The 21,465-nt window shown below is 59.9% G+C and carries 20 protein-coding genes; 15 read left to right on the top strand and 5 right to left on the bottom strand.

All coding sequences use genetic code 11. From position 1 onward, the window contains the following. Window positions 1-40: 40 nt before the first annotated feature. The 11 genes from ABI546_RS02580 to ABI546_RS02530 all read left to right on the top strand — a co-directional run bounded on the left by ABI546_RS02580 (window position 41) and on the right by ABI546_RS02530 (window position 9,879). Window positions 41-1,048, top strand: a complete 1,008-nt coding sequence (locus ABI546_RS02580; protein WP_348043807.1) for a tripartite tricarboxylate transporter substrate binding protein — start codon at window positions 41-43, stop codon at window positions 1,046-1,048. A gap of 259 nt (window positions 1,049-1,307) precedes the next feature. Next, the gene (locus ABI546_RS02575) at window positions 1,308-1,931 is read left to right on the top strand and encodes a TetR/AcrR family transcriptional regulator (protein WP_348043805.1); all 624 of its coding nucleotides are present in this window, start codon (window positions 1,308-1,310) and stop codon (window positions 1,929-1,931) included. Window positions 1,932-1,971: 40 nt separating this feature from the next. Then, window positions 1,972-2,592 (top strand): isochorismatase family protein, encoded by a 621-nt coding sequence (locus ABI546_RS02570; protein WP_348043803.1) that lies wholly within the window; start codon window positions 1,972-1,974, stop codon window positions 2,590-2,592. 49 nt (window positions 2,593-2,641) lie between these two features. Then, a complete protein-coding gene (locus tag ABI546_RS02565) occupies window positions 2,642-2,998 on the top strand; it encodes an energy transducer TonB (RefSeq protein ID WP_348043801.1) in 357 nt (118 codons plus the stop codon). A gap of 70 nt (window positions 2,999-3,068) precedes the next feature. After that, a complete protein-coding gene (locus tag ABI546_RS02560; RefSeq protein ID WP_348043799.1) occupies window positions 3,069-3,566 on the top strand; it encodes a DUF2059 domain-containing protein in 498 nt (165 codons plus the stop codon). 82 nt (window positions 3,567-3,648) lie between these two features. Continuing rightward, entirely contained in the window at window positions 3,649-4,329 is a 681-nt protein-coding gene (locus ABI546_RS02555; protein ID WP_348043797.1) for a hypothetical protein, read from the top strand. Window positions 4,330-4,560: 231 nt separating this feature from the next. Next, on the top strand, window positions 4,561-4,956 hold the full coding sequence (arr, locus tag ABI546_RS02550; protein ID WP_348043795.1) for an NAD(+)--rifampin ADP-ribosyltransferase: 396 nt from the start codon (window positions 4,561-4,563) through the stop codon (window positions 4,954-4,956). 12 nt (window positions 4,957-4,968) lie between these two features. Continuing rightward, window positions 4,969-5,523 (top strand): NUDIX hydrolase, encoded by a 555-nt coding sequence (locus tag ABI546_RS02545; RefSeq protein WP_348043793.1) that lies wholly within the window; start codon window positions 4,969-4,971, stop codon window positions 5,521-5,523. Window positions 5,524-5,645: 122 nt separating this feature from the next. Beyond that, on the top strand, window positions 5,646-6,536 hold the full coding sequence (locus tag ABI546_RS02540; RefSeq protein WP_348043791.1) for a DMT family transporter: 891 nt from the start codon (window positions 5,646-5,648) through the stop codon (window positions 6,534-6,536). Between the two features lie 413 nt (window positions 6,537-6,949). After that, window positions 6,950-7,927 carry an MDR family oxidoreductase gene (locus tag ABI546_RS02535; RefSeq protein ID WP_348043789.1) on the top strand — a complete coding sequence of 326 codons (978 nt, stop codon included), beginning with the start codon at window positions 6,950-6,952 and terminating at the stop codon, window positions 7,925-7,927. Between the two features lie 26 nt (window positions 7,928-7,953). Further along, the gene (locus ABI546_RS02530) at window positions 7,954-9,879 is read left to right on the top strand and encodes a propionate--CoA ligase (protein ID WP_348043831.1); all 1,926 of its coding nucleotides are present in this window, start codon (window positions 7,954-7,956) and stop codon (window positions 9,877-9,879) included. A gap of 111 nt (window positions 9,880-9,990) precedes the next feature. On the opposite strand, the gene ABI546_RS02525 is transcribed toward ABI546_RS02530, so the two are convergent. Together ABI546_RS02525 and ABI546_RS02520 are read right to left on the bottom strand one after the other, a co-directional pair. After that, entirely contained in the window at window positions 9,991-10,599 is a 609-nt protein-coding gene (locus ABI546_RS02525; RefSeq protein ID WP_348043787.1) for a hypothetical protein, read from the bottom strand. Between the two features lie 60 nt (window positions 10,600-10,659). Beyond that, on the bottom strand, window positions 10,660-11,289 hold the full coding sequence (locus ABI546_RS02520; RefSeq protein WP_348043785.1) for a hypothetical protein: 630 nt from the start codon (window positions 11,287-11,289) through the stop codon (window positions 10,660-10,662). Window positions 11,290-11,603: 314 nt separating this feature from the next. On the opposite strand from ABI546_RS02520, the gene ABI546_RS02515 reads away from it, so the two are divergent. The 3 genes from ABI546_RS02515 to ABI546_RS02505 all read left to right on the top strand — a co-directional run bounded on the left by ABI546_RS02515 (window position 11,604) and on the right by ABI546_RS02505 (window position 15,351). Continuing rightward, window positions 11,604-12,068, top strand: a complete 465-nt coding sequence (locus tag ABI546_RS02515) for a (2Fe-2S)-binding protein (protein WP_348043783.1) — start codon at window positions 11,604-11,606, stop codon at window positions 12,066-12,068. A gap of 13 nt (window positions 12,069-12,081) precedes the next feature. Then, complete coding sequence (locus ABI546_RS02510) at window positions 12,082-14,232, top strand: xanthine dehydrogenase family protein molybdopterin-binding subunit (protein ID WP_348043781.1); 2,151 nt, start codon at window positions 12,082-12,084, stop codon at window positions 14,230-14,232. Between the two features lie 75 nt (window positions 14,233-14,307). Beyond that, entirely contained in the window at window positions 14,308-15,351 is a 1,044-nt protein-coding gene (locus ABI546_RS02505) for an XdhC family protein (RefSeq protein ID WP_348043779.1), read from the top strand. Between the two features lie 68 nt (window positions 15,352-15,419). Here the strand turns inward: ABI546_RS02505 and ABI546_RS02500 are convergent, their stop codons facing one another. Next, window positions 15,420-17,510: a tetratricopeptide repeat protein gene (locus ABI546_RS02500; RefSeq protein ID WP_348043777.1), complete on the bottom strand. Its 2,091-nt coding sequence runs from the start codon at window positions 17,508-17,510 to the stop codon at window positions 15,420-15,422. 178 nt (window positions 17,511-17,688) lie between these two features. Between ABI546_RS02500 and ABI546_RS02495 the strand changes: the two genes are divergently transcribed. Then, window positions 17,689-18,717 carry a glycosyltransferase family 4 protein gene (locus tag ABI546_RS02495; protein ID WP_348043775.1) on the top strand — a complete coding sequence of 343 codons (1,029 nt, stop codon included), beginning with the start codon at window positions 17,689-17,691 and terminating at the stop codon, window positions 18,715-18,717. Here the strand turns inward: ABI546_RS02495 and ABI546_RS02490 are convergent. Beyond that, entirely contained in the window at window positions 18,689-20,020 is a 1,332-nt protein-coding gene (locus ABI546_RS02490; RefSeq protein WP_348043773.1) for a FecR family protein, read from the bottom strand. The genes ABI546_RS02495 and ABI546_RS02490 overlap by 29 nt on opposite strands. Before the next feature lie 37 nt (window positions 20,021-20,057). Continuing rightward, window positions 20,058-21,389, bottom strand: coding sequence for a surface lipoprotein assembly modifier (locus tag ABI546_RS02485; RefSeq protein WP_348043771.1), 1,332 nt, complete (start codon window positions 21,387-21,389; stop codon window positions 20,058-20,060). Window positions 21,390-21,465 lie beyond the last annotated feature (76 nt).

Genomic DNA, 21,465 nt, shown 5'->3' with positions numbered 1-21,465 from the left:
CAACGTCAAACCGCGCAACATCACAACATCAGGAGACAACATGACAACAGCTACCGAAAAAAACATCCACCCCCGAATCCGCCCCGCCATGCTCGGCATCGCCGCGCTGTGGGCCCTTGCGCCTCTCGCCGTGCCCGTAGCGGCGCAGGCGCAAGGCTTTCCTGAAAAGCCGATCACCTTTGTCGTGCCGTTTGCGGCCGGCAGCGCGACCGACCAGCTGGCGCGTGCCATCGGCCAGGCTGTGACCAACGACAGCAAGGTCAGCGTGGTGGTTGACAACAAGCCCGGCGCCAACAGCTTCATCGGCGCCCAGGCGGCAGCCAAGGCAAAGCCCGACGGCTACACCGTATTCATCACCACCAACACGACGCAGTCGGCCAATGAGCATTTGTTCAAAAAGCTGCCTTACGACCCGGTGAAAGACTTCACGCCGCTGACCGCGCTGGGCCGCGGCGGCCAGATCATGGTGGTCAACCCCGCACTGCCCGTCAACAGCGTGAGTGAGTTCATTGCCCTGGCCAAATCGAAACCCGGCAAGCTGTCTTTTGGCAGCGGCAGCTCGTCCAGCCGCGTGGCGGGTGAGCAGTTCAAGCAGATGACGGGGACCTACATCCTGAACATTCCGTACAAGAGCAACCCGCCTGCGGTGACAGATTTGCTGGGCGGCCAGATCGACATGATGATCACTGACATGACCACGGGCCTGCCGCAGGTCAAAGCCGGCAAGCTCAAGGCGCTGGGTGTTTCCACCCGCCAGCGGTCGCCGTTGGCGCCCGATGTGCCAACCATCGCCGAGGCGGGCGTCAAGGGCTATGAAATGACCTACTGGTTTGCCGCCTATGCGCCGGCCGGCACGCCCGCCGACGTGGTGGCCAAGCTGAGCGACATGCTGGTCAAGGCGGCCCGCAGCCCTTCGGCTGCGCCGTTTTACCAGGCCAGCGGCACCGAAATCTTCACCAGCAACCCCGAAGAGCTGCGCAAGTTCCAGGCAGCCGAAACGCTGAAATGGGGAAAAATCATCAAGGCGGCGGGGATAGAGCCTGAATAGCACGCGATTTTCAGTCAAAGGTGCCCGCAGCCCGCCAGAACAGAGCGCAGGTAGCTATTAAATTCGTAGCAAAATAGCATCATTCATCAGGTTGACCGGGCGCTGATGTTTGCCAGCGCGGCCTGCTACGCGGAAAAATGGGTGCGGTCGCGCCATCGAATAGCGCCATCGCCTCCGCACCATTGAACGTCGTTCAATTAATAGCACAAGTGTTAATTTTCACCAGAATGCGCGTGTTCTTTGCCTCTATATTCTGTCGATGGAAGCCAAACTTCATCGACAAAAGGCCCAAAGCGATTTGCGCCGCGGGCTGATGCTGGACGCCGCCCGCCGTGTTTTCGAGCGGCTTGGAATTGAAGGCGGCAGCATTCGCGAGATCGCCAAAGAGGCAGGCTACACCGCCGGTGCAATCTATTCCTACTTCGAGAACAAGGAGGCGATTTACGGCGCCTTGCTGGCCGAAACGCTGGAGCGCCTGCATGCCACGGTGGCCGCGGCGGGAACAGCGAACCAGGCGCCTGCCGACAGGTTGGAGGCCAAAGCCAGCGCGTGGTTTGGATTTTTTGCCGACAGCCCGCGTGACCTGGATCTGGGTTTTTACCTGGTGCAGGGCATGCGCCCGCGCGGGCTCACGACCGAGCTGAATCACCAGCTCAATGACCGCCTCCTTGATGCCCTGCGCCCCTGCGAAACAGCCCTGCAGTCCATGGGTTTGAACGCGGATGACGCCTTGCGCGAAAATACAGCCTTGTTCGCCCACGGTATGGGCCTGCTGCTGCTCAAGCACACAGGCCGTATCCGCATGTTCGGGCAGGACGCCACACTGCTGTTTGACGCCTACCTGATCAGCCTTGTGGAGCGCCTCCAAAAACGCCCGGGCTGAGCTTGCCGCTGCCCTGGCCAACTCTGTCAGGACTATTTTTATGCTGCTCGATGCCGATGACTCCCAACTGGTGCTGGTGGACTACCAGGCCCGCCTGATGCCCGTCATTTTTGAGGGCAACCTCGTCATGGCCAATGCCGTACGGCTGGCGCGCATGGCCAAGCTGCTGGACGTGCCGGTGTGGGCCACCGCGGAAAACCCCGACAGCCTGGGCCTCACCACGCCCGAGCTGCAGGCCGTGATCGACGCAGCCGGCGGTACCACGCTGGCCAAGATGTCCTTCAGCGCGGTGGCCGACGGCTTGAGCGACATGCTGCGACCCCCGGTGCGCAAAACGCAAGGCGCCAACGCCCGCAGCTTGCCCAAACACTTGCAAAAAGCCGCGCCCGAGCCGGAAGAAGGCCGCAGCACCATCGTCATCGCCGGCTGCGAAGCCCATGTCTGCCTGATGCAAACCGCGCTGGACCTGCTGGAAGAAGAGTTCGAAGTCTGGGTGGTGACGGACGCCTGCAGCTCGCGCACCGAGCGCAACCGCGATGCAGCTTTCGACCGCCTGGCCGGCAACGGCGCTGAGCTGGTGACGACCGAAATGGTGGCGTTTGAGTGGCTGCGCACGGCTGAGCATGAAGTGTTCAAGGAAGTGCTGGGGTTGGTCAAATAACCTGGTCGGTTTGAGCCTCGCCCGGCTACGGCGCCCTACCTAGTATCGAATGAAAAAAATATTTCGCGTCTTCTTTCTCTTGTTCCTGCCGTTCGCGCTGACAGCTTGCGTCACTGGCCCGGATGAAATCGTGCGGCCTGCCAGCCAGGCCGAGTCACCGGGACTTGCGTATCCGGCGCGTGCGAGGCGCCTTATGGAGGAGGGCGTTGTCAGGTTACGAGTGGAGGTTTTGGCTAGCGGCAACGCCGGCAAGGTGCGGCTTCGTCAAAGCTCGGGTTCTGCCACGCTGGATGCGGCCGCTGTCGAGGACGTGAAAAAGTTCAAGTTCAACCCGGCCCGAACAAAGTCGGGCCGCACCGTGAGTTCCTGGGTGGACCTTCCGGTCAAATACGTCCTCGCCGATTGAGCTGTTCATCCGCTTCTTAAAACCTGTACGTCTCCAAAGACTCCAATACCTTTCAACCTGACTTCAAACCATGCGCAACCCACTCATTCTTTCCCTGCTGTTGTCTGCTTCCCTCGCATGCTCCGCCGCTCCCGCGTCGACTGAGTCGATCAATACGCTTCTTGCTGTGACCAAGACTGAATCGCTCGTAAGTTCCATGCACGCCCAGATGGAACAAGTGATGCGCCAGGCCATGACACAGGCCATCAGCGGAAAGAAAGTCTCGGAGGAGCAAAAGCGTGTTCTCGAGGCGGCTCCAAAGCAGTTTGCAGCCGTCATGAAAGACGAAATGTCCTGGGCCAACCTGAAGACGATGTACATCAATATCTACCAGGAGACATTCACCCAGGAGGAAGTCGACGGGCTGATTGCCTTTTATCGCAGCCCCGCGGGAGCTGCTTTCGTGAACAAAATGCCTCTTGTCATGCAAAAGTCAACGGCGGCCATGCAGGCCCGGCTCCCGCAGCTCATGGAAAAAATGAAGCTCGCCATGGAAAAAACGTTGTCTGAGGCAGGAATTTCCAGATAGCCCAAGTGGGCTCGTAGCAGGTGAGTGCAGTCGAATTGACCTCGCAACTGCTTATAGTAGAAGTTAGAACCCAGGAATCCGCATGCCATTTCGAATTTTTTCCACCCTTTTGTTATGCCTCACCCTTGTCGCGTGTGCAAACAAACATCTAAAACCTGATGGCGTTTCCGCATCAAGTTTGACGCCGACCCAGGGCATCCTGGTCGGCAGTTTCGCAAGAAGCCCGGATGGGCCGGTTTACTACAGTCAAACTTTTTATTTCAAGAACGTGAAGACGGGTGAAGTCCGCGAGATAAAGGCCCAGCCAAGGTTTAACCTTTACACCGGGAAGACTCCTGATGACTTCGACACGGAAAGCAGTGCTGGCGCCGTTTTTGTGTTCAGCCTTCCGGCGGGTTCTTACAGCTTTCACAACTTCCGGCTGTATCAGGCCAACGGCACCTATCAGCAAAACTGGTCATCGAAAGGGGATTACTCCATCCCCTTTGAAATCCATCCCAACAGGGTCAACTACGTGGGCGAGATCAAACTGGATGCCTTGAAGGGACGTAATTTTTTCGGAATGACAGTCCCTGCCGGGGGCGTCTGGGTTATCTCCGATCAGTTGGACCGGGATAAGGAGATTCTTCAAAGAACCCGTACCGATATCCCGGTTTCCAATATGGTGTCCGTGATGCCGATAAAGAAGGAAGTGTTCACGCCCTTGGTAGTGCTGCCCAGCGAGATGAATGAATATCTGAGCCGTACGAAAAAATCGCAGTAATAGAACGTGTCATTTCTCAACTGCAGCAAGCGACTTCGTTATGAAGGTTGTGGCCGATTGCCCTCCAATGTCAGGTTTTGTGCAGGCTGACCGGTCCTATTTTGGCAACTGAAGGAAAACACATAGTGACCATGTCCAGCTGCCTCAACTGCTGGTCATTTCAGCAGCACTAGTTGGGCGCGGCGCAATATAGACGTCCTCAGCATCGATCCCGTTTGCACTTGACAACTCATGATAGTTTTGGATTCAGGCCCTTTTTTTCACGGCACGAAAGCCGAATTGCAGGCTGGCGATCTCCTAACGCCTGGCTTCAAATCAAATTACGACGACAGCATCGTGATGAACCACATTTATTTCACGGCCATTCCCAAGGTCGCTGGGCTTGGCGCAGAAATAGCCAAAGGCAGCGGCCGGCCGCGTGTCTATATCGTGGAACCCACGGGAGAGTTTGAGAACGATCCCAACGTCACAGACAAGAAATTCCCGGGGAACCCGACCCGGTCGTATCGAAGCAAGCAGGCTTTGAAAGTTGTTGGTGAACTCGAGCACTGGGAACCCTATGACTCGCAGTTCATTGAACAACCGAGATCGCGCATAGGCAATGGTCTGGGCAAAATCATCAATTGATGGGAGATACCCATGAAGAAACCCTCGCCCCAGCCCGAGATCGTGGCCAGCGACAGTTCGGTCGTTTACAAGAATCGCTGGATGCAGGTCCGGGAAGACCGGATCGTTCGCGCAAGCGGGGCGACTGGTGTCTACGGTGTGGTTGAGAAAACCGACTTCGTCGTCATCGCGGCCTTTCAGGACGGCGCGCTTCATCTGGTCGAACAGTATCGTTATCCGGTCAGCGCCCGGTATTGGGAATTTCCGCAAGGCTCCTCGCATCTTCCAGGCGTCACCGCGGTGGATCTGGCTGCTGCCGAATTGCGGGAGGAAACGGGTCTGGCCGCTGCTTCGATGGTGCATGTCGGCCGGCTCTTTCCGTCGTATGGGTTCGCCACGCAAGCTTTTGACGTTTACCTTGCCACCGGGCTCTCCTATGTGGGCCTGCAGCTGGAACCCGAGGAGGAGGGGCTCATTACCCGGACCTTTTCTGTTGCCGCAGTCGAGCAAATGGTCATTGACGGAACCATCCAGGATGCATCAACCGTGGCTGCGTTTGGTCTGCTGCGGTTGAAGGGCCTTGTGTGAGAAGAAAGACGACAAGAGAGTAAGGCGCGGGCCCGGGCGCCGACAAAGAATGTTGACCGGTAACCGGCTTGTGTCGCTTGTTTTCCGGCGCTCTTTGTATGCATAAAGAAAAGAAGCACACCATGTCTCTCGCACGCACCGCAACGCTCACCACGCTTGCCATGATCGCTTTCGCGGGCAACTCGTTGCTGTGCCGCCTTGCCTTGAGCCATACCCGCATTGACCCTGCGAGTTTCACCACGATCCGCCTGGTGAGCGGCGCCATCACGCTCTGGCTGGTAATGCGGGCCAAAGCGGGTGCCAGTCAAGATCATCGCGGCAAGGACAGCGGCATCAAGGCGACGCGGGGGGCGGGAAGCTGGCTATCCGCGCTGGCGCTCTTTGCCTATGCTGCCAGCTTTTCCTTCGCCTATTCGCGTCTGCCGACGGGCAGCGGCGCGTTGCTGCTCTTCGGCGCGGTGCAGGCGACCATGATTGGTCACGGAATCTGGACGGGGGAGCGCTTGCGCAGGCTGCAACTGGCCGGAATGGTGCTGGCCTGCGGCGGGTTGGTGGGCCTGCTGCTACCGGGGGTTTCCGCGCCATCCCTGGATGCCGCCGCGCTGATGCTGTGCTCGGGCACGGCATGGGGCATTTATTCGCTGCGCGGTCGCGGCAAGGGCGATCCTGTGCGGGTCACCACCGGAAATTTTCTGCGCGCAGCGCCCATTGCGCTGGTGTTGAGCGTGCTGATGATGGGAGATGTGACGGTCGATGCGGCGGGCCTTTTGTATGCGCTGACGTCGGGTGTCCTGACCTCGGCCATCGGCTACATCATCTGGTACACCGCGTTGCCGGCCCTGAAAGCCACCAGTGCGGCCACGGTTCAGCTGAGTGTTCCGGTGATAGCGGCGCTGGGCGGTGCGGCCTTGCTCGGTGAGCCCCTCACCCTGCGTCTGTTGCTGGCCTCCGTGGCCATCCTTGGCGGTATTGCCTTGGTGATTTTTGAACATCAGGCTGACGGTGCGCCGTGACATCTGGAGCAACACGGCCGCTCCAGGCAAAACTTGAGCGCACGACCGATGCCCATGCGCCGGTACCGCTATCAAAACCATAGCTGCTTGCGCTTGCCACGATTGGGCTAGAGGCTGATTTCATTCGTAATATTTGCCGAAATCAGCCACAACGGCGGCCCTCGGGCCTAAAAGTAGCGCCAAGCGCCCCCAAAGGTGCATCCAGGATGCCAAAACCCGCACCGTTCAGGCACAAAAAATGGCGACAGGCCAATAGGGACGGGCGCAAGAAGCTATCAAAATAATAGTAATTCCGGTATTCAGGAGGCTCCGTCAGCCTCCTGAAAGCCCGTTATCCATAATTAAGAATTCAGTTTCGCTGGTTCTCAGCGTTTTCTGACCGCTTGAGATAGCAACTATCTGGAGACAACGCCGTGTTCAAGTCACTTCTGCTCACCAAGTCCGACGCCGGCTTTTCGGCGGCCATCACTGACACCGACGAAGCGCAGCTTCCCGCCGGCGATGTGCTGGTACAGGTCGAATACTCAACCCTGAACTACAAGGACGGGCTGGCCATTACCAACAAGGGGCCGGTGGTCCGCAACTGGCCCATGGTGGCGGGCATTGACGGCGCGGGCACTGTGCTCGAATCTACGCATGCAGGCTGGAAGGCCGGTGACCGCTTTGTGCACAACGGCTGGGGCCTGGGTGAAACGCGCTGGGGGCTGATGGCCGAGCGCGCCCGCTTGCAGGGCGACTGGCTGGTGAAGCTGCCGGCGGCCTTTACTTCACGCCAGGCGATGGCGATCGGCACCGCCGGCTACACCGCCATGCTGAGCGTGCTGGCGCTGGAGCAACACGGTGTCAGGCCCGGCGGCGGTGAGGTACTGGTCACCGGCGCCACCGGCGGTGTGGGCAGCGTGGCCGTGGCCTTGCTGGGCAAGCTGGGCTACACCGTGGTGGCAGCCACCGGCAAGGCGGGTGAAGAGGCCTATTTGAAGCAGCTCGGCGCCAGCAGCGTGATTGACCGGGCCGAGCTTTCGGCGCCCGGCAAGCCGCTGCAAAAAGAACGCTGGGCGGCGGTGGTGGACGCCGTGGGTTCGCACACGCTGGCCAACGCCTGCGCGCAGACCCGCTACGGCGGCGTGGTCACGGCTTGCGGCCTGGCGCAGGGCGCGGATTTCCCCGCCACGGTCATGCCTTTCATCCTGCGCGGTGTGACGCTGGCCGGCATCGACAGCGTGATGGCGCCGCTGGCCAAACGCCAGCAGGCCTGGGAGCGACTGGCGCGCGACCTGGACCCGGCGAAGCTGGGGGCCATGCTGGAAGAGATTCCGATGGCGAAAGCGGTGGAAAAAGCCGCGGACTTGATGTCGGGCAAGGTGCGTGGCCGCATCGTCGTCAAAATATAAGCAGACCCGCAACACGTCAAAACAGTATCCGGAGACAAAAGATGACCCGCTACGCCGACTTCTACCGCCAGTCCATAGACCAGCCCGAGGCCTTCTGGACCGAGCAGGCGAAACTGATCGACTGGCACAAGCCCTTCACCCGCGTCTGCAACGACGACAAGCCGCCCTTTGTGCACTGGTTCGAAGGCGGACAAACCAACCTCTGCCACAACGCGGTAGACCGGCACCTGAAAGACCGGCCCGACCAGGCAGCGCTGATATATGTCTCAAGCGAAACCGGCGTTGAAAAAACCTATACCTTCCGCGAGCTGCACGCCGAAGTGCAGCGCATGGCGGCCAGCCTGCTGGCCATGGGCGTGGTCAAGGGCGACCGCGTGCTCATCTACATGCCCATGATTGCCGAAGCCGCCTTTGCCATGCTGGCCTGCGCGCGCATAGGCGCGATCCACTGCGTGGTGTTTGGTGGCTTTGCCAGCGGCTCACTGGCTTCGCGCATTGACGACGCCACGCCGCGGGTCATCATCAGCGCCGACGCCGGCTCACGCGGCGGCAAGGTGGTGGCGTACAAGCCCTTGCTCGACGAAGCCATTCGCCAGGCCAAACACCAGCCCGAAGCCGTGCTGCTGGTCGACCGCGGCCTGGCGCCCATGAACATCGTGGCCGGGCGGGATTTGCATTGGGAAAACCTGCGCGCCAAGTACATGCATGCGCTGGTGCACTGTGTATGGCTGGACTCCACCGCCATCAGCTACACCATCTACACCAGCGGTACCACCGGCAAGCCCAAGGGCGTGCAGCGCGACACCGGCGGCTACGCCGTGGCGCTGGCGGCCAGCATGAAGCACATCTTCGACGGCCGCGCCGGCGAAACCTATTTCTCCACCAGCGACATCGGCTGGGTCGTGGGCCACAGCTACATCGTCTACGGCCCGCTCATCGCCGGCATGGCGACCATCATGTATGAAGGCCTGCCCACGCAAGGCATGGACGGCCAGCCCAACGGCGCCATCTGGTGGAGCCTGGTGGAAAAGTACAAAGTCACCGGCATGTTCAGCGCGCCCACCGCCGTGCGCGTGCTGAGAAAGCAGGATGCCGCGTTGCTGAAGAAGCACGACCTGTCGAGCCTGCGTGCGCTCTACCTGGCTGGTGAGCCGCTTGATGAACCGACGGCGCGCTGGATCAGCGAGGGCCTGAACGTGCCCATCATCGACAACTACTGGCAGACCGAATCCGGCTGGCCCATCATCACGCTGGCCAACGGCATTGAAAAGAAAACCACCAAATTCGGCAGCCCGGGCGTGCCCATGTATGGCTACAAAGTCAAAATCCTGCACGAATCCACTGGTGAAGAGTTGACTCAGCCCAACGAAAAAGGCGTAGTCGTCATCGAAGGCCCGACCCCGCCCGGCTTTATGCAAACCATCTGGAAGGACGACGCCCGCTTCGTCAACACCTACTGGAAGAGCGTGCCCGGCAAAATGGTCTACAGCACCTTCGACTGGGGCATCAAGGACGAAGACGGCTATTTCTTTATCCTCGGCCGCACCGATGACGTGATCAACGTGGCAGGCCACCGTCTGGGCACGCGCGAGATCGAGGAAAGCATTTCAGGGCATGCCGGCGTGGCCGAGGTCGCTGTAGTCGGCGTAGCCGACCAGCTCAAGGGCCAGGTCGCCATGGCGTTTGTGGTGCCCCGGGACGCGGCCGTGCTGCAAGACAGCGCCGCCGCGCTGAAGCTCGAAGGCGAAATCATGAAGCGCGTGGACGGCGACCTGGGCGCCGTCGCCCGGCCGTCAAGGGTGCGCTTCGTCAGCCTGCTGCCGAAGACGCGCAGCGGCAAGCTGCTGAGGCGTGCGATTCAGGCCGTGTGTGAGGGCCGGGACCCAGGGGATTTGACGACGATGGATGACCCGGCGGCGTTGCAGCAGATTCGGGATCGGGTGGCTCAATAGGGTCAGTCGGATGTGGGTGTCATGAAGCTGTGGCGCAATTCAGAAGAATGGTGAGGCATCGCCATTGAATTTTGATTGACCGTCGAAAAGGTGCGTCCTGCTGAGCTTGAGCTACTTTCTGCGCTTGCTGACATTTCCCAGGATTGGCTGAAAGGCTTTTTGACCGCCCTGCAATACCTCTTCCAGGGGGAGCGCTCTTACCATGGATAGGAGCCGTTTCTCTTCTTCTGTGATTCGGATTCGCACATCGTTTTCGAGAATTTTTGTAATTTCAATTAACTCGTTTATTTTGTCGCTCCCCAGGCCGGTTATGCGCGCTCCTCCGTATCCAATTGCTGTTATCCCTTCCGTCTTCACTCGTTCTAAACAGTACTGCGCTCTGACTATGTTTTCTTCAAACTCGTTAACGGAGTGGGCGATATGTTTGTCCCTGTAAGCACGCATAAAAATGTGCGTTTCGCGTTGAGACACTGAAAGCATCCCTAAGTCACTTTCATTTAGGTGGTGACGTACACCTTTAGAAAACGCCCGAGAATAGGTGACGGCAATTGCTACGGAAAGTGGTTCTGCCATTTGCCAGTTTGGTGGATCAGCACAATATTGACTGATAAGTAATTCTGAAAATTCCCTTGCCCGTTGCAAGTCAGAAACAATTCCGTTGAGATCTGCCAAAAGGCTCGCTTCAGGAATTTTTAGATCCACCCAAGTATGTGTAGCCATATAAATCCCATCTCCACAGCTAACTTCAACTTAATTCAGGCGAGTGCTCCTACTGTCTCTCTAAATCTCATCATCAACAAGAATGCCGCCCTTGGCCACCGAAAAACCTAACTCATTGAGGACTGGAGTTAGTAGCTTGTCAAAGATTCCTGTTGCTACATCGATGGCCAATTCGGCTTTCTGAATATTTACAGACTCGCCTTGATGAACAATTTTGTTTCGAGTTTCCTGAAGCTCTTGCGCTTCTGCTAGAAGCGACTTTGACGAATTTCCTCGGGTCAATGACTCTAACTCCGTGTTCGTAATCTCACGGAATAGTTTTGCAAGCAGTTGGCTGTATCGTCTAAAACCCGTTTGTGTCAATGCCGCCGATACAACCAATTCGGCCAAGCTGTCGCTGTGGACAAGACCGTATATAACGGGTTTCAGCAGCGCTCCTTTGAGAAATAGTTCTGTCGCCGAAACAGAAAAAACTAATGCTGCGGTTGGATGCTCGCAAGACAGTAGCTCGCGTGCTTCTTTAAACGTGAATACGGCAGGAACGAGTAAATTTGGATTGGCCACATAGTAGGAACGTAGTCGCTCATGCGTGAAATCGATGATTGCTTGAGCTTTGTGTCCGGGGTAGAGCTCATCCGACATGCGCTCATATGCTTCATCCCATGCGGCATCCTCAGTGGTGTAACTCATAGTACTTACATACGTTAGTTGATGGGGCGAAACTCTGCAGTCTCCATTCTCCAGATAAATGTTGCTCACGGAAGATCAAACTTAGCGGAGAGATGACACTGTCTCATCCTGAGAAAAAGTGTTGAGACTTTGTTTCAGCCAAGGGTTTCTACCCGGACATCCCCCAATACCCAGTCGTAGCATGACCAGCGCAAGGCCTTCGGGTAGTAACTGGGTGAGTCGCTGAACAGCTGACTTTTGGAGGGCCCTGCCAGATCCTGTCATTACAACGAGTAAGCAGCGACTAAAGCAGTGATTAAAAAGGGACCCCCACCATGACAACAAAACTCAACGTGAACGGCCGTGCCGTTTCCGTCAACGCTGAACCCGACACCCCTTTGCTGTGGGTGATACGCGATGAGCTGGGCATGACCGGCACCAAGTTCGGCTGCGGCGCTGCGCTGTGCGGCGCCTGTACCGTGCACCTTGATGGCAATCCGGTGCGATCCTGCCAGACGCCTTTGTCTGCTGCGGCGGGCAAGAAGGTGGCGACGATTGAAAGCCTTTCTCGCAACAACACGCACCCGCTGCAGGTGGCGTGGATCAAGCACGATGTGCCGCAGTGCGGCTACTGCCAGTCGGGCCAGCTGATGAGCGCAGCGGCGCTGCTCAAGGGCAACAAGAACCCGAGCGATGCGGACATTGACGCGGCGATGAGCGGCAACATCTGCCGCTGCGGCACCTACCCGCGCATCAAGGCGGCGATCAAGGATGCTGCTTCCACCATGCGCAAAGCCTGAAGGAGACATGATCATGACTACCAACACACTGGTCTCCCTCGATCGCCCTGATCGCCGTACTTTCCTCAAGACTTCGTCCGCCGTCACGGGCGGGCTGATGATGGGTGTCACGCTGGGCTTACCGCTTGCTACCCAGGCGGCCGGCACGCTTTACACCCCCAATGCCTGGGTGCACATTGCTGACGACAACACCATCACGCTGCTGTCGGCACGGTCTGAAATGGGGCAGGGCGTGTACACCTCGATGCCCATGCTGATTGCTGAAGAGTTGAATGTGGATTTGCGCAAAATCAAGGTGGCGATTGCGCCTCCGGGCAAGGTCTATACGAATGCCTTGCTGGGCGCGCAGATCACCGGCGGCTCAACCTCGGTGCGCGACGGATGGGAAAAGTTGCGCATTGCCGGCGCGCAGGTGCGCATGATGCTGGTGTCGGCGGCGGCTGCCAAATGGAATGTTGATGCCTCCACCCTCAAGGCTGAAAACGGCATGGTCATCGGCCCCAATGGCAAGAAGGCTACGTATGGCTCGCTGGCCGAGGCGGCTTCCAAACTGCCGGTGCCCGAGAAGGTGGCGCTGAAAGACCCGAAAGACTTCACCATCGTCGGCAAACCAACCAAGCGGCTGGACACGCCGATGAAGGTCAACGGCACGGCGGAATTCGGCATCGATGTGAAGCTGCCGGGCATGGTGTACGCCAGCCTGCAGCAGTGCCCGGTGATTGGCGGCAAGGTGTTGAGCTTTGACGGCGCCAAGGCCAAGGCCATGCCCGGCGTGATCGACGTGGTGCAGATCCCCGATGGCGTGGCGGTGGTGGCCGACAGCTACTGGCATGCCTACAAGGCACGCCAGGCGTTGACGGTGCAGTGGGACGAAGGCCCGGTTGCGGCCATCAGCAACGCCAGCATGCTGGAGGGCATCCGCAAGGCGTCGGACACCGGCAAGGTGATCCCCATCATTGCGCCCAAGGGCGACACGGCGGCAGCCATGCAGGGCGCCGCCAAAACGGTGAAGGCCGAATACATCTCGCCGCTGCTGGCGCACGCGACGCTGGAGCCCATGAACTTCACGGCCGACTACAAAAACGGCAAGTGCCTGTTGATTGGCCCGACGCAGTTCCAGCAGGGCGCTGAAGGCGGCGTGGCGGCGGCGCTGGGTATCAAGCCCGAAGACATCACGCTGAAGACGACCTTCCTGGGTGGCGGTTTTGGCCGGCGGCTGGAGGTGGACTTCATCATCCAGGCGGCGCAAATCTCGAAGGCAGTGGGCAAACCCGTCAAGCTGCTGTGGAGCCGCGAAGACGACACCACGCATGACTTTTACCGGCCCATGGCGCTGAATCAATTGTCGGCCGGGCTGGGTGCTGATGGCAAACCGGTGGCGTTCAATTTCAAGGTGACTTCGCAGTCCATCACGCAGCGGGCCTTTGGCCTGCCCAAGGACACGCTGGACCCGTTCATGGCCGAAGCCGGTGTGGTGCCCTATGACATCCCGAACACGAAATATGACCTGGTGATCAACGACACCGGCCTGCGCGCGGGCTACTGGCGCTCGGTGAGCCACGCGCTCAACGCATTTGCCAATGAGAGCTTTGTCGATGAGATGGCGCTGGCCGCCGGCAAGGATCCGTATGCGTATCGCATGTCTTTGCTGGAAAAGCAGCCGCGCTTTGCCAATGTGCTGAAGATGGCCGCCGACAAAGCCGGCTGGGGCACGCCGCCGCCGGCCGGCCGCAGCCGCGGCATCGCGCTGATGGAGGGTTATGACACCTACATGGCGCAGGTGGCGGAGGTGTCGGTGAAGGACAACCAGGTAACCGTGCACAAGATGACGGTGGTGGCCGACCTGGGCCGCATGGTGAACCCGGACACGGTCGTGGCGCAAATCCAGTCCAGCCTCGTTTTCGGCCTGTCGGCGGCGCTGAACAACCAGATCACGCTGGACAAGGGCCGGGTGCAGCAGACCAATTTTGGCGACTACCCGGTGCTGCGCATGCACGAGTCGCCGGTGATGGACATCACGCTGGTGCCCAGCACCGAAAAGCCCGGCGGCATTGGCGAGCCGGCGACGGCGCTGGTGGCGCCCGCGGTGGCCAACGCGGTGTTTGCCGCCACTGGCAAGCGGGTGCGCACGCTGCCGCTTAACGACAACCTGGCGAAGGCTTGAGAACAGGTGCTGTGGCTGAAAGGGATTGGCACCGGGCCGAGGCAGAAATGACGGCGGGCTGCTAGCATTTGACGCATGGATAACATCGACCTCGAAGTTCTGAAGACCTCGTCGCAATGGCTGGCCGCGGGCCTGCGTTGCGAATTGATTACTGTGCTCAAGACCTGGGGCTCCAGCCCAAGGCCCGAGGGTTCCATGCTGGCGATCTGCGAAGACGGCCGGGTGGTGGGTTCGGTGTCGGGCGGCTGCATTGAAGACGACATGATTGACCGTGCCCGCCGCGAAGGCCTGAGCCGCACGCAGCCGGCGATCGTCACCTACGGCATCACGGCCGATGAAGCACACCGCTTTGGCTTGCCCTGCGGCGGCACCATCGAGCTGGCCATTGAGCCCTTGTCGGCCAGCAGCCGGGTCGATGAACTGCTGCAGCGCCTGCAGTCCGGTGAGTTGGTGGCGCGCCGGCTCGATTTGCACACGGGTGCCGTCACGCTCAGCACGGCCCAGCCCAGCCAGTCGATGCAGGTATCTGAAGCCGCGCTGGTCACCTTGCACGGCCCGCGCTGGCGCCTGTTGATCGTCGGCGCCGGGCAGCTGTCGCGCTTTGTGGCGCAGATTGCGCAGGGCATGGACTACGCGGTGACGGTGTGCGACCCGCGCGAGGAATACCGGGACAGCTGGCAGGTGGACGGCGTGGAGCTGGCCACCGGCATGCCCGACGACGTGGTGCAGGCCATGAAGCTGGACACCCGCTGCGCGGTGATTGCGCTGACGCACGACCCCAAGCTGGACGACCTGGCGCTGATGGAGGCTTTGCGGTCTGAGGCGTTTTATGTGGGCGCCATCGGCTCGCGGCTGAACAACCAGCGCCGCCGCGAACGGCTGGCAGAGCACTTCGACATGACAGCCGAGGAGCTGGACAAACTGCATGGCCCGATCGGCCTTTACATCGGCAGCAAGACCCCGCCCGAGATTGCGATTTCCATTCTGGCCGAGCTCACGGCGGTGAAGAACGGCGTGGCCCTGCCGCGGGCTGTGGGCGTTGCCGAGGCCAAGGAACTGGCCGGACTGGCGCCGACGGGTGAGGTGTGCGCGCTACCGGAGTCGCCGGGCGCGATTTGAGCCTATTTAGGCAATAAAAGTGCCCGTAGCCCAATAAGTACGTGCGCAACCAGCTATTGAATTGATAGCTATTGATTGCCAGTACTGAAACGGATACTGGGGTGAGGCACTACATCAAATCCGGCCGGAGGCTGCTTGTCGCGCGTTCGCTGTGCCATCGAGGTCCAGGCAGCCTCAAGTTCCCGGATACGGGCATTCAGATCGAAAAATGCGGCATCCGATTTGGCGGCGTGCAGGCGCTGCCGCAGTGCGCTCAATGAACCCCTGTCACGTCCCAGCCGGACGGTTTCCGCCACGTAAGCCTGGCGACTTTCAACAATGCACTCCGGCAGGCCCGCAGCTGAGAGCCTGCTGGCGCCCATCCGCGATGCCATGGAGCTGCCCGCGGAACTGATGGCGGGAATGCCTGCCATCAGGGCATCCGACAAGCCCTTAAAGGTGCTCAGGTGCAGCGTATCCACGAACAGGTCGGCGTGTTGCAGGCGCAGCGCGTCTTGCGCGGCGGAGCTGGTCAGAATGAGTCGTTCCGGATTGATGCCTGCGGCCGCGGCTTCCCGCGCGAGATTTTGCGCAGCAGCTTGACCGGCGTCGGGCAACCACAGCACGGCGTCGGGCACCGCGTTCAGGATGTCCATCCAGGCGCTGAAGCTCTGCGGATTGATGGCAAAGGGCCGTGCGCGTGAGTACAGCACCAAGGCGTCTTCCGGCAACCCCGCTTCCGCGCGGATGCAGGCCCGTTCCGGCTGCGGCGAGTCTGGTAAAAACCAGGCCGCATGCGGCAAGCGCACAAGCGCGGCGCCGCTGGCCGGAGGTTGCGGGGCGTGGGGGCTCACGAAGGTGTCTGACACCAGGTAGTCAAATGGAGCGTTGACGGGATACGGCTGCAAAGCGTATTGCTCCAGCTGTACCGCGGCCACGCGCCGATGCAAAACGCCAGGACGCCACCATGGTGTGCCAAAGCAGTTGTCGACCAACAGGTCGAGCCGGTCCAGCCGGATGCGGCCAACAGTTTCTTCGTCGGTGAAATGCGCAATCTCTACCACGTGATGAGGGTGCAGCGGCTCGGCCAACATCGCCTGCGGCTGGGGTGTGGGTGAGTAGATATGAAAGGCAAAGCGGCTGTGGTCGTGCAGCGCCAGCTGCGCTGCAAGTGCAGAAGTGGCGGCCGCGTCGCGCAGGCTGCGCGCGGCAATGCCGACGTGAATGCGGTCATCGCGCTGCAACGGCTGTTTAATTGAAAACGGGATCAAAGGTTTGGCAGGTGCCGGGGCGGGGGCGGCCAATGCAGCCCATGTTGCTTGACTTGCGAGAAGGAGGTCTTCGTCGGGCAGCGGCAGCGTGAGGCCGTACAGCATCGTGTGCCGCGAATCGCGGCCCTTGCCGGGTTGCCGGACGTCCGCGAGTATTTCTCTCAATGCAGCAGTCAGCTTATGCCGATCACGCCAGTCGCAATCGTCCATCGCCTCAAAAGCTTGCAGGCAGAAAAGGCTGCGGGGGGTGGTGTCGGCCTCGGCGTCACCAGGGGAAAAGGGCGTACTTTTTTTCAGGAGTAAACGCAGAGCACCCTGGGCCTGTGCGTCAAGCGAGGCCATTTCATGCTCGGCGGCGTCAAAGTTGCCACTGAGCGCCTGGGCGACAGCGTGGCGCAGGGCAAGCTCGGGATGTCCGGGAAACCGACCCAGCGCTTCGTCAAGGTGGGCCAGTGCCTCTTCGGATTGGCGGCCTCCCATCAGGAAGTCCGCGAGGTTGGTCCAGCTCGTTTCGGATTGCGGCAGCAGCCTGAGGCAGTGCGTCGCGTGAGCGATGGCGTCGGACCAACGCCCTTCGCGGGCAGCCAGAGTACCGAGATGAATCAGCGTTCGCACATGGCTCTCGTCCAGGCGCAGGGCATGCTCAAAATATCCTCTGGCCTGCGCGGGTTGCGCGCAGCTGAGGGCCGCGATGCCCAGGTTGCAGGCTCCTTCGGCTTCGGCCAGAAGCTGGTTTTCCACCTGGCAGAGGCGGGAAAGTGCGGCTCTGGGCCGAGACTGCTCGAACAGCAAGGCCGCGCACGCAGACGCAGCGTTCGTGTTGTCAGGCGCCAAAGCCAGCGCAGCCTCAAAATGCACCAGTGCGGCCACAAGATTTCCTGCTGCATGTGCCGCTGCGCCTTGGTCCATACGATGCTGAAGAGGGCTGGCGCCCATTGCCGTTCCTGCAGCTGCGTTGCCTGAGGATCCCTGGGGAGGCGCAGACGAGGCAGAAAATGAAGAAGAGGACGGCATGAGAGGAGCACCGGGCGGTATGTTTTGATTATGTGACAGACTCTCTGAACACCTCTTTCGCCGATTTCAAATCATGAGTCAGTTCACCGCCCCAGCGCCGCCCAGGCCGATACACTTCGTCGGGTATTTTGACGACCCCTATGCGGGTGCCGAGCTGGAGCTTGTTGCGCTCGCCGGATTGCTGTCGCCGCTTCGGCCCGCGCAGCTCTGGTCTGTAGTGCCGCCGCATCGCCACTATGCAGCGCAGGGCGTGAAGGCGATCCAGCCCTTTGCCGGCCAGTTCCCGAAAGACGGGGACTTGTGTTGGGGCGGCGCCCATGTTCCGCCGGCTGTCTGGCTGAAATACGCCCGCTTTGGGCGGGTCATCCTGCATTGCAACCTTGCGAGCTATGAGCGGTTGTTTTCCCTCATCGAGATTCTGCGGGACACGACATTGCTTGAGCCCGAACTGATATTCGCGTCACAGGCTTTGCGCCTGACGGCCGGGTTGCCGGGGCGGGTGGGTTACAGCCTGATGGATCTCGAGCCGTTTTTGCAGGTGGGGCGGGCACGGTCGATCTCGCCTGTCAATTCTTTGACTGTTGGCCGGGTCAGTCGTGATACCCCGGACAAACACCATCCGCAAGACCCTGACCTGTACCGCATGCTTGCTGCGAATGGCTGGCACGTGCGAGTCATGGGTGGCACCTGTCTGGCGAACCAGCTGCAGGGTGTCGAGGGCGTGGAACTGCTGCCCAGCGGCGTGGAGGCTGTGGCAGATTTCCTGCGGACGCTGGATGTCTTCTTCTATCGCACCGGCAGTACCGTGGAGGCCTATGGGCGAGTAGTTCCCGAGGCCATGGCCTCCGGATTGCCTGTGGTGGCCGGAAGGCTTGGCGGTTATGCGGAAATCATGATTCCGGGCGAGACGGGTTTGCTGGTGGGCTCGCAGGAGGAGGCGTGGAACGCACTGGAACAGCTGGCCGGCAATCCCCCCTTGCGCCATGCCATGGGGCAGGCTGCCATGCACCAAGCGGAACGGCTGCATGGCGACGCGGCTATTGCGACCGCGCTTTCTGCCTATCAGGCTGCGGCTACTTCTGGAAGGCCACGGCCCCTGTGATCAGGCCGCCGCCGGGATCCTTGGCATATGTGAGGCCTGCAAAGGCGGCATTGCTGCCGACGAACATGCCCTGGATATAGGCGCCTGAGAAGGTGGGCGTGCTGCCCGAAGCCGTATCCGTGAAATTACCGAAAGAGGTATTGATCGCCACGCTGATGGTGTAGCCCGTCTGAAAATTCACGGAAAAGGTCGCGCCATTGAGCGTGCCGGCAACGCCGTTTTGCGTCGGGGCGGTGTTGCCCACCAATGTATAGTTGGCAACGCCGCTGTACAACAAGGCGGAGATATCCGTTTGCGAGGTGGGGCGCCCTGCAACGTAGTGCACGTTGTCCAGCATGGTGATGCCGAGGTAGTCTTTTTGGCCTGTAGTCCAGGTGCCCCATCCAATGAAGTTGGGGTCCGTGACGCTGCCGATGCCCTTGAAATTGGCCTCTGGTTGTGGCGTGCCTGTTTCACTCCAAATTCCGAAGCCCGAAGCGTTGTCGTCGACCTTCAGGAGTTTGTTGTCGCTGAAAATCGAGGTGGCCCCAGCACCACTTAACAGGGTGTACTGGGAGCCACCGTTCGTTCCTACCGCAGCGACCTGAATGTCCGTAAATGTCCTTTGGACGGGTACAAGCGCACCCACGACAATGGTCGCTTTGCCCTCGCCGTTGACATTGTTTCCGACCACAATCGGCTCCTGGTCGGGTGGCGGTGTAGGCACGGCGGCCCGCACATTGGTGCGAACCGGTGCATCCGTGTTATTGATCACCCTGACCGACTCGCCGGCAGTCAGGCCAATACAGCCACCTGAGTTGCACACTTCAATTGCGTCAAGCTCGGTGGTGACACTGAGCGAGCCGTCGGGGTTGTATCCGGCGTTAAAACCCGAGCCACGGATGCCGATAGTGGCCGTGGTGGTCGTGACCTTGTAATTTTCACGGTTGCGCTTGCCGATCAGGCCGGTGATGGCTCGCATGCTGCCGCGCAGCAGGTCAACCAGAAAGCGGTCTTCTTTGGGGTCAGCCTTATCGACATAGTTGGCCACCTTGAACTCTGTGCCTGGCTGTAGTGATATGAGACCGCCATCGGTGAACTTCACCTGTGCCCGGCCATTGGCTCCCGTGATGATGGATTGCCCGCTTTCAATATCTTTGCCCTTGACCAGTGGATCCGTCTTGCCGTCGTTGCGGCGCACGCTGACTTCGCCCGTGGTGAACTGTGCAATACCCGCTGACGGGGCAGCCGCGGCAGACAGGGGGTATACGCTGGCTAGCGCCATTGCGAGCAAGGTGTATTGAAGATTGAATGATGTTTTCACGATGTATTCCTGGTTTCAATCAAGAGCTGGGGTGCGGCTAGAAATCCCGACGCAGCGTGACGGAAAAGAGGCTGCGGTTGAAATCGGAGATGGCAACATTGGATTTCACGGAGGTGAGCGAAATCTGGGGTGTGACACGCCAGAGTTTTGCCGGTATCCAGTTGAGGCCGACGTTCAGGTTGACCTGCTTGTCGTGGCGGGTGACCAGGAACAGCGGATCTGTGCCGCCGTAATTTCGGTCTTCGTAGCTGAGGTTGCCGAAGAAAGCCAGGTCATCGCGAACGGATTTTTGTGCGCCCACACGGACGCCGTACAGCTTGTGACCCAGATGTGGCACACCGCCGGCCTTTTCCTTCTCGGTGCCCACATAAGCGCCTGCGAAAAGCACCAGGCCATCGCGGAATGCGTGGGCATAGGACGTTCCCAGCACGGTGCGGTCCGCGTCGCGCAGCGATTGGCCCGGATAACTCAACTGGCCCCACTGGAGATAGGTGCTCCATTGGCGGAAGCCGTCGACACGATAAGTCCACTCACCAACCAGGCCTTGCTGGTCGCGCGCGCGGGATCCGGCAACGGTATAGGTGCCGGCCTGGACGACCCCGGTGAACTCATGTTTTTCGTAGCGATAGCTGGCGCCGGCATTGAGGTCGATCTGGCCTGTGTTGAAGTCGTTGTACTTGGCGTTGACGCGCGAATTGCCGTAGGCATTGGCGATTAACGACCAGCGTGGGTCTACTACGTAGCGGGTTGACAACCCGCCGCCCAGGGTCATGAATGCGTCCTTGGTCTCAACACCCGATGCGCTAAGGGCGAAAATCGCCCCGCCGAAAAGTGGGACCGCGACGTTGGAATTGCCGGGCCCGCTGTTGATATTGGTGTCGTAGCCAATGCTGGCTTCCAGAAATGGTTTGACTGAGGAGCGGGCGGCTTCTTCCGTACGGTCGATGGCTTGCAGGAACTGGTCGATGGTAGCGGCGGCCTCCGCAGGAATGCTTTCCTGCTTGGTTTCCATCAGTACCTGACGGGAGGCCTTGGTGTCTCCGACAGAGAACAGCGCGCGTCCGAGTTCCGCGCGTGCTCGGGAGTTGCTGGGTTGCACGGCCAAAACGCGTTCCAACGCGAACACGGCCCGGGTGTACTGGCCTGTTTCATTGGCTGCAATCCCCAATACGGTGTCGAAGTCAGGGTCACCTGCACGGGTGGTCTCTTGGGGCTCAAGCAGGTCGAAGGCTTTTTGTGCCTGGCTCTGGTCGAGCAGGGTGCGTGCATCGGTGACGAGTGCATCGACTTCCGCATGCACCGCACTGGCCATCATGACGGCGAGGAAGATGGCGGTGCTGCGGAAGATAAAGGTGTTTTTTGAAAACATAAGTATTGGGTTTTACTGGCCCCGGGTAACAACTCGTAAGTAACAAAAGTTTTATATCACGATGAGGGGTCTTTCA

The organism is Polaromonas sp. (genome assembly GCF_039932935.1).
In the GTDB taxonomy this organism is placed as follows: Bacteria; Pseudomonadota; Gammaproteobacteria; order Burkholderiales; family Burkholderiaceae_C; genus Polaromonas.
This window is presented reverse-complemented; position numbering and strand designations above follow the sequence as displayed.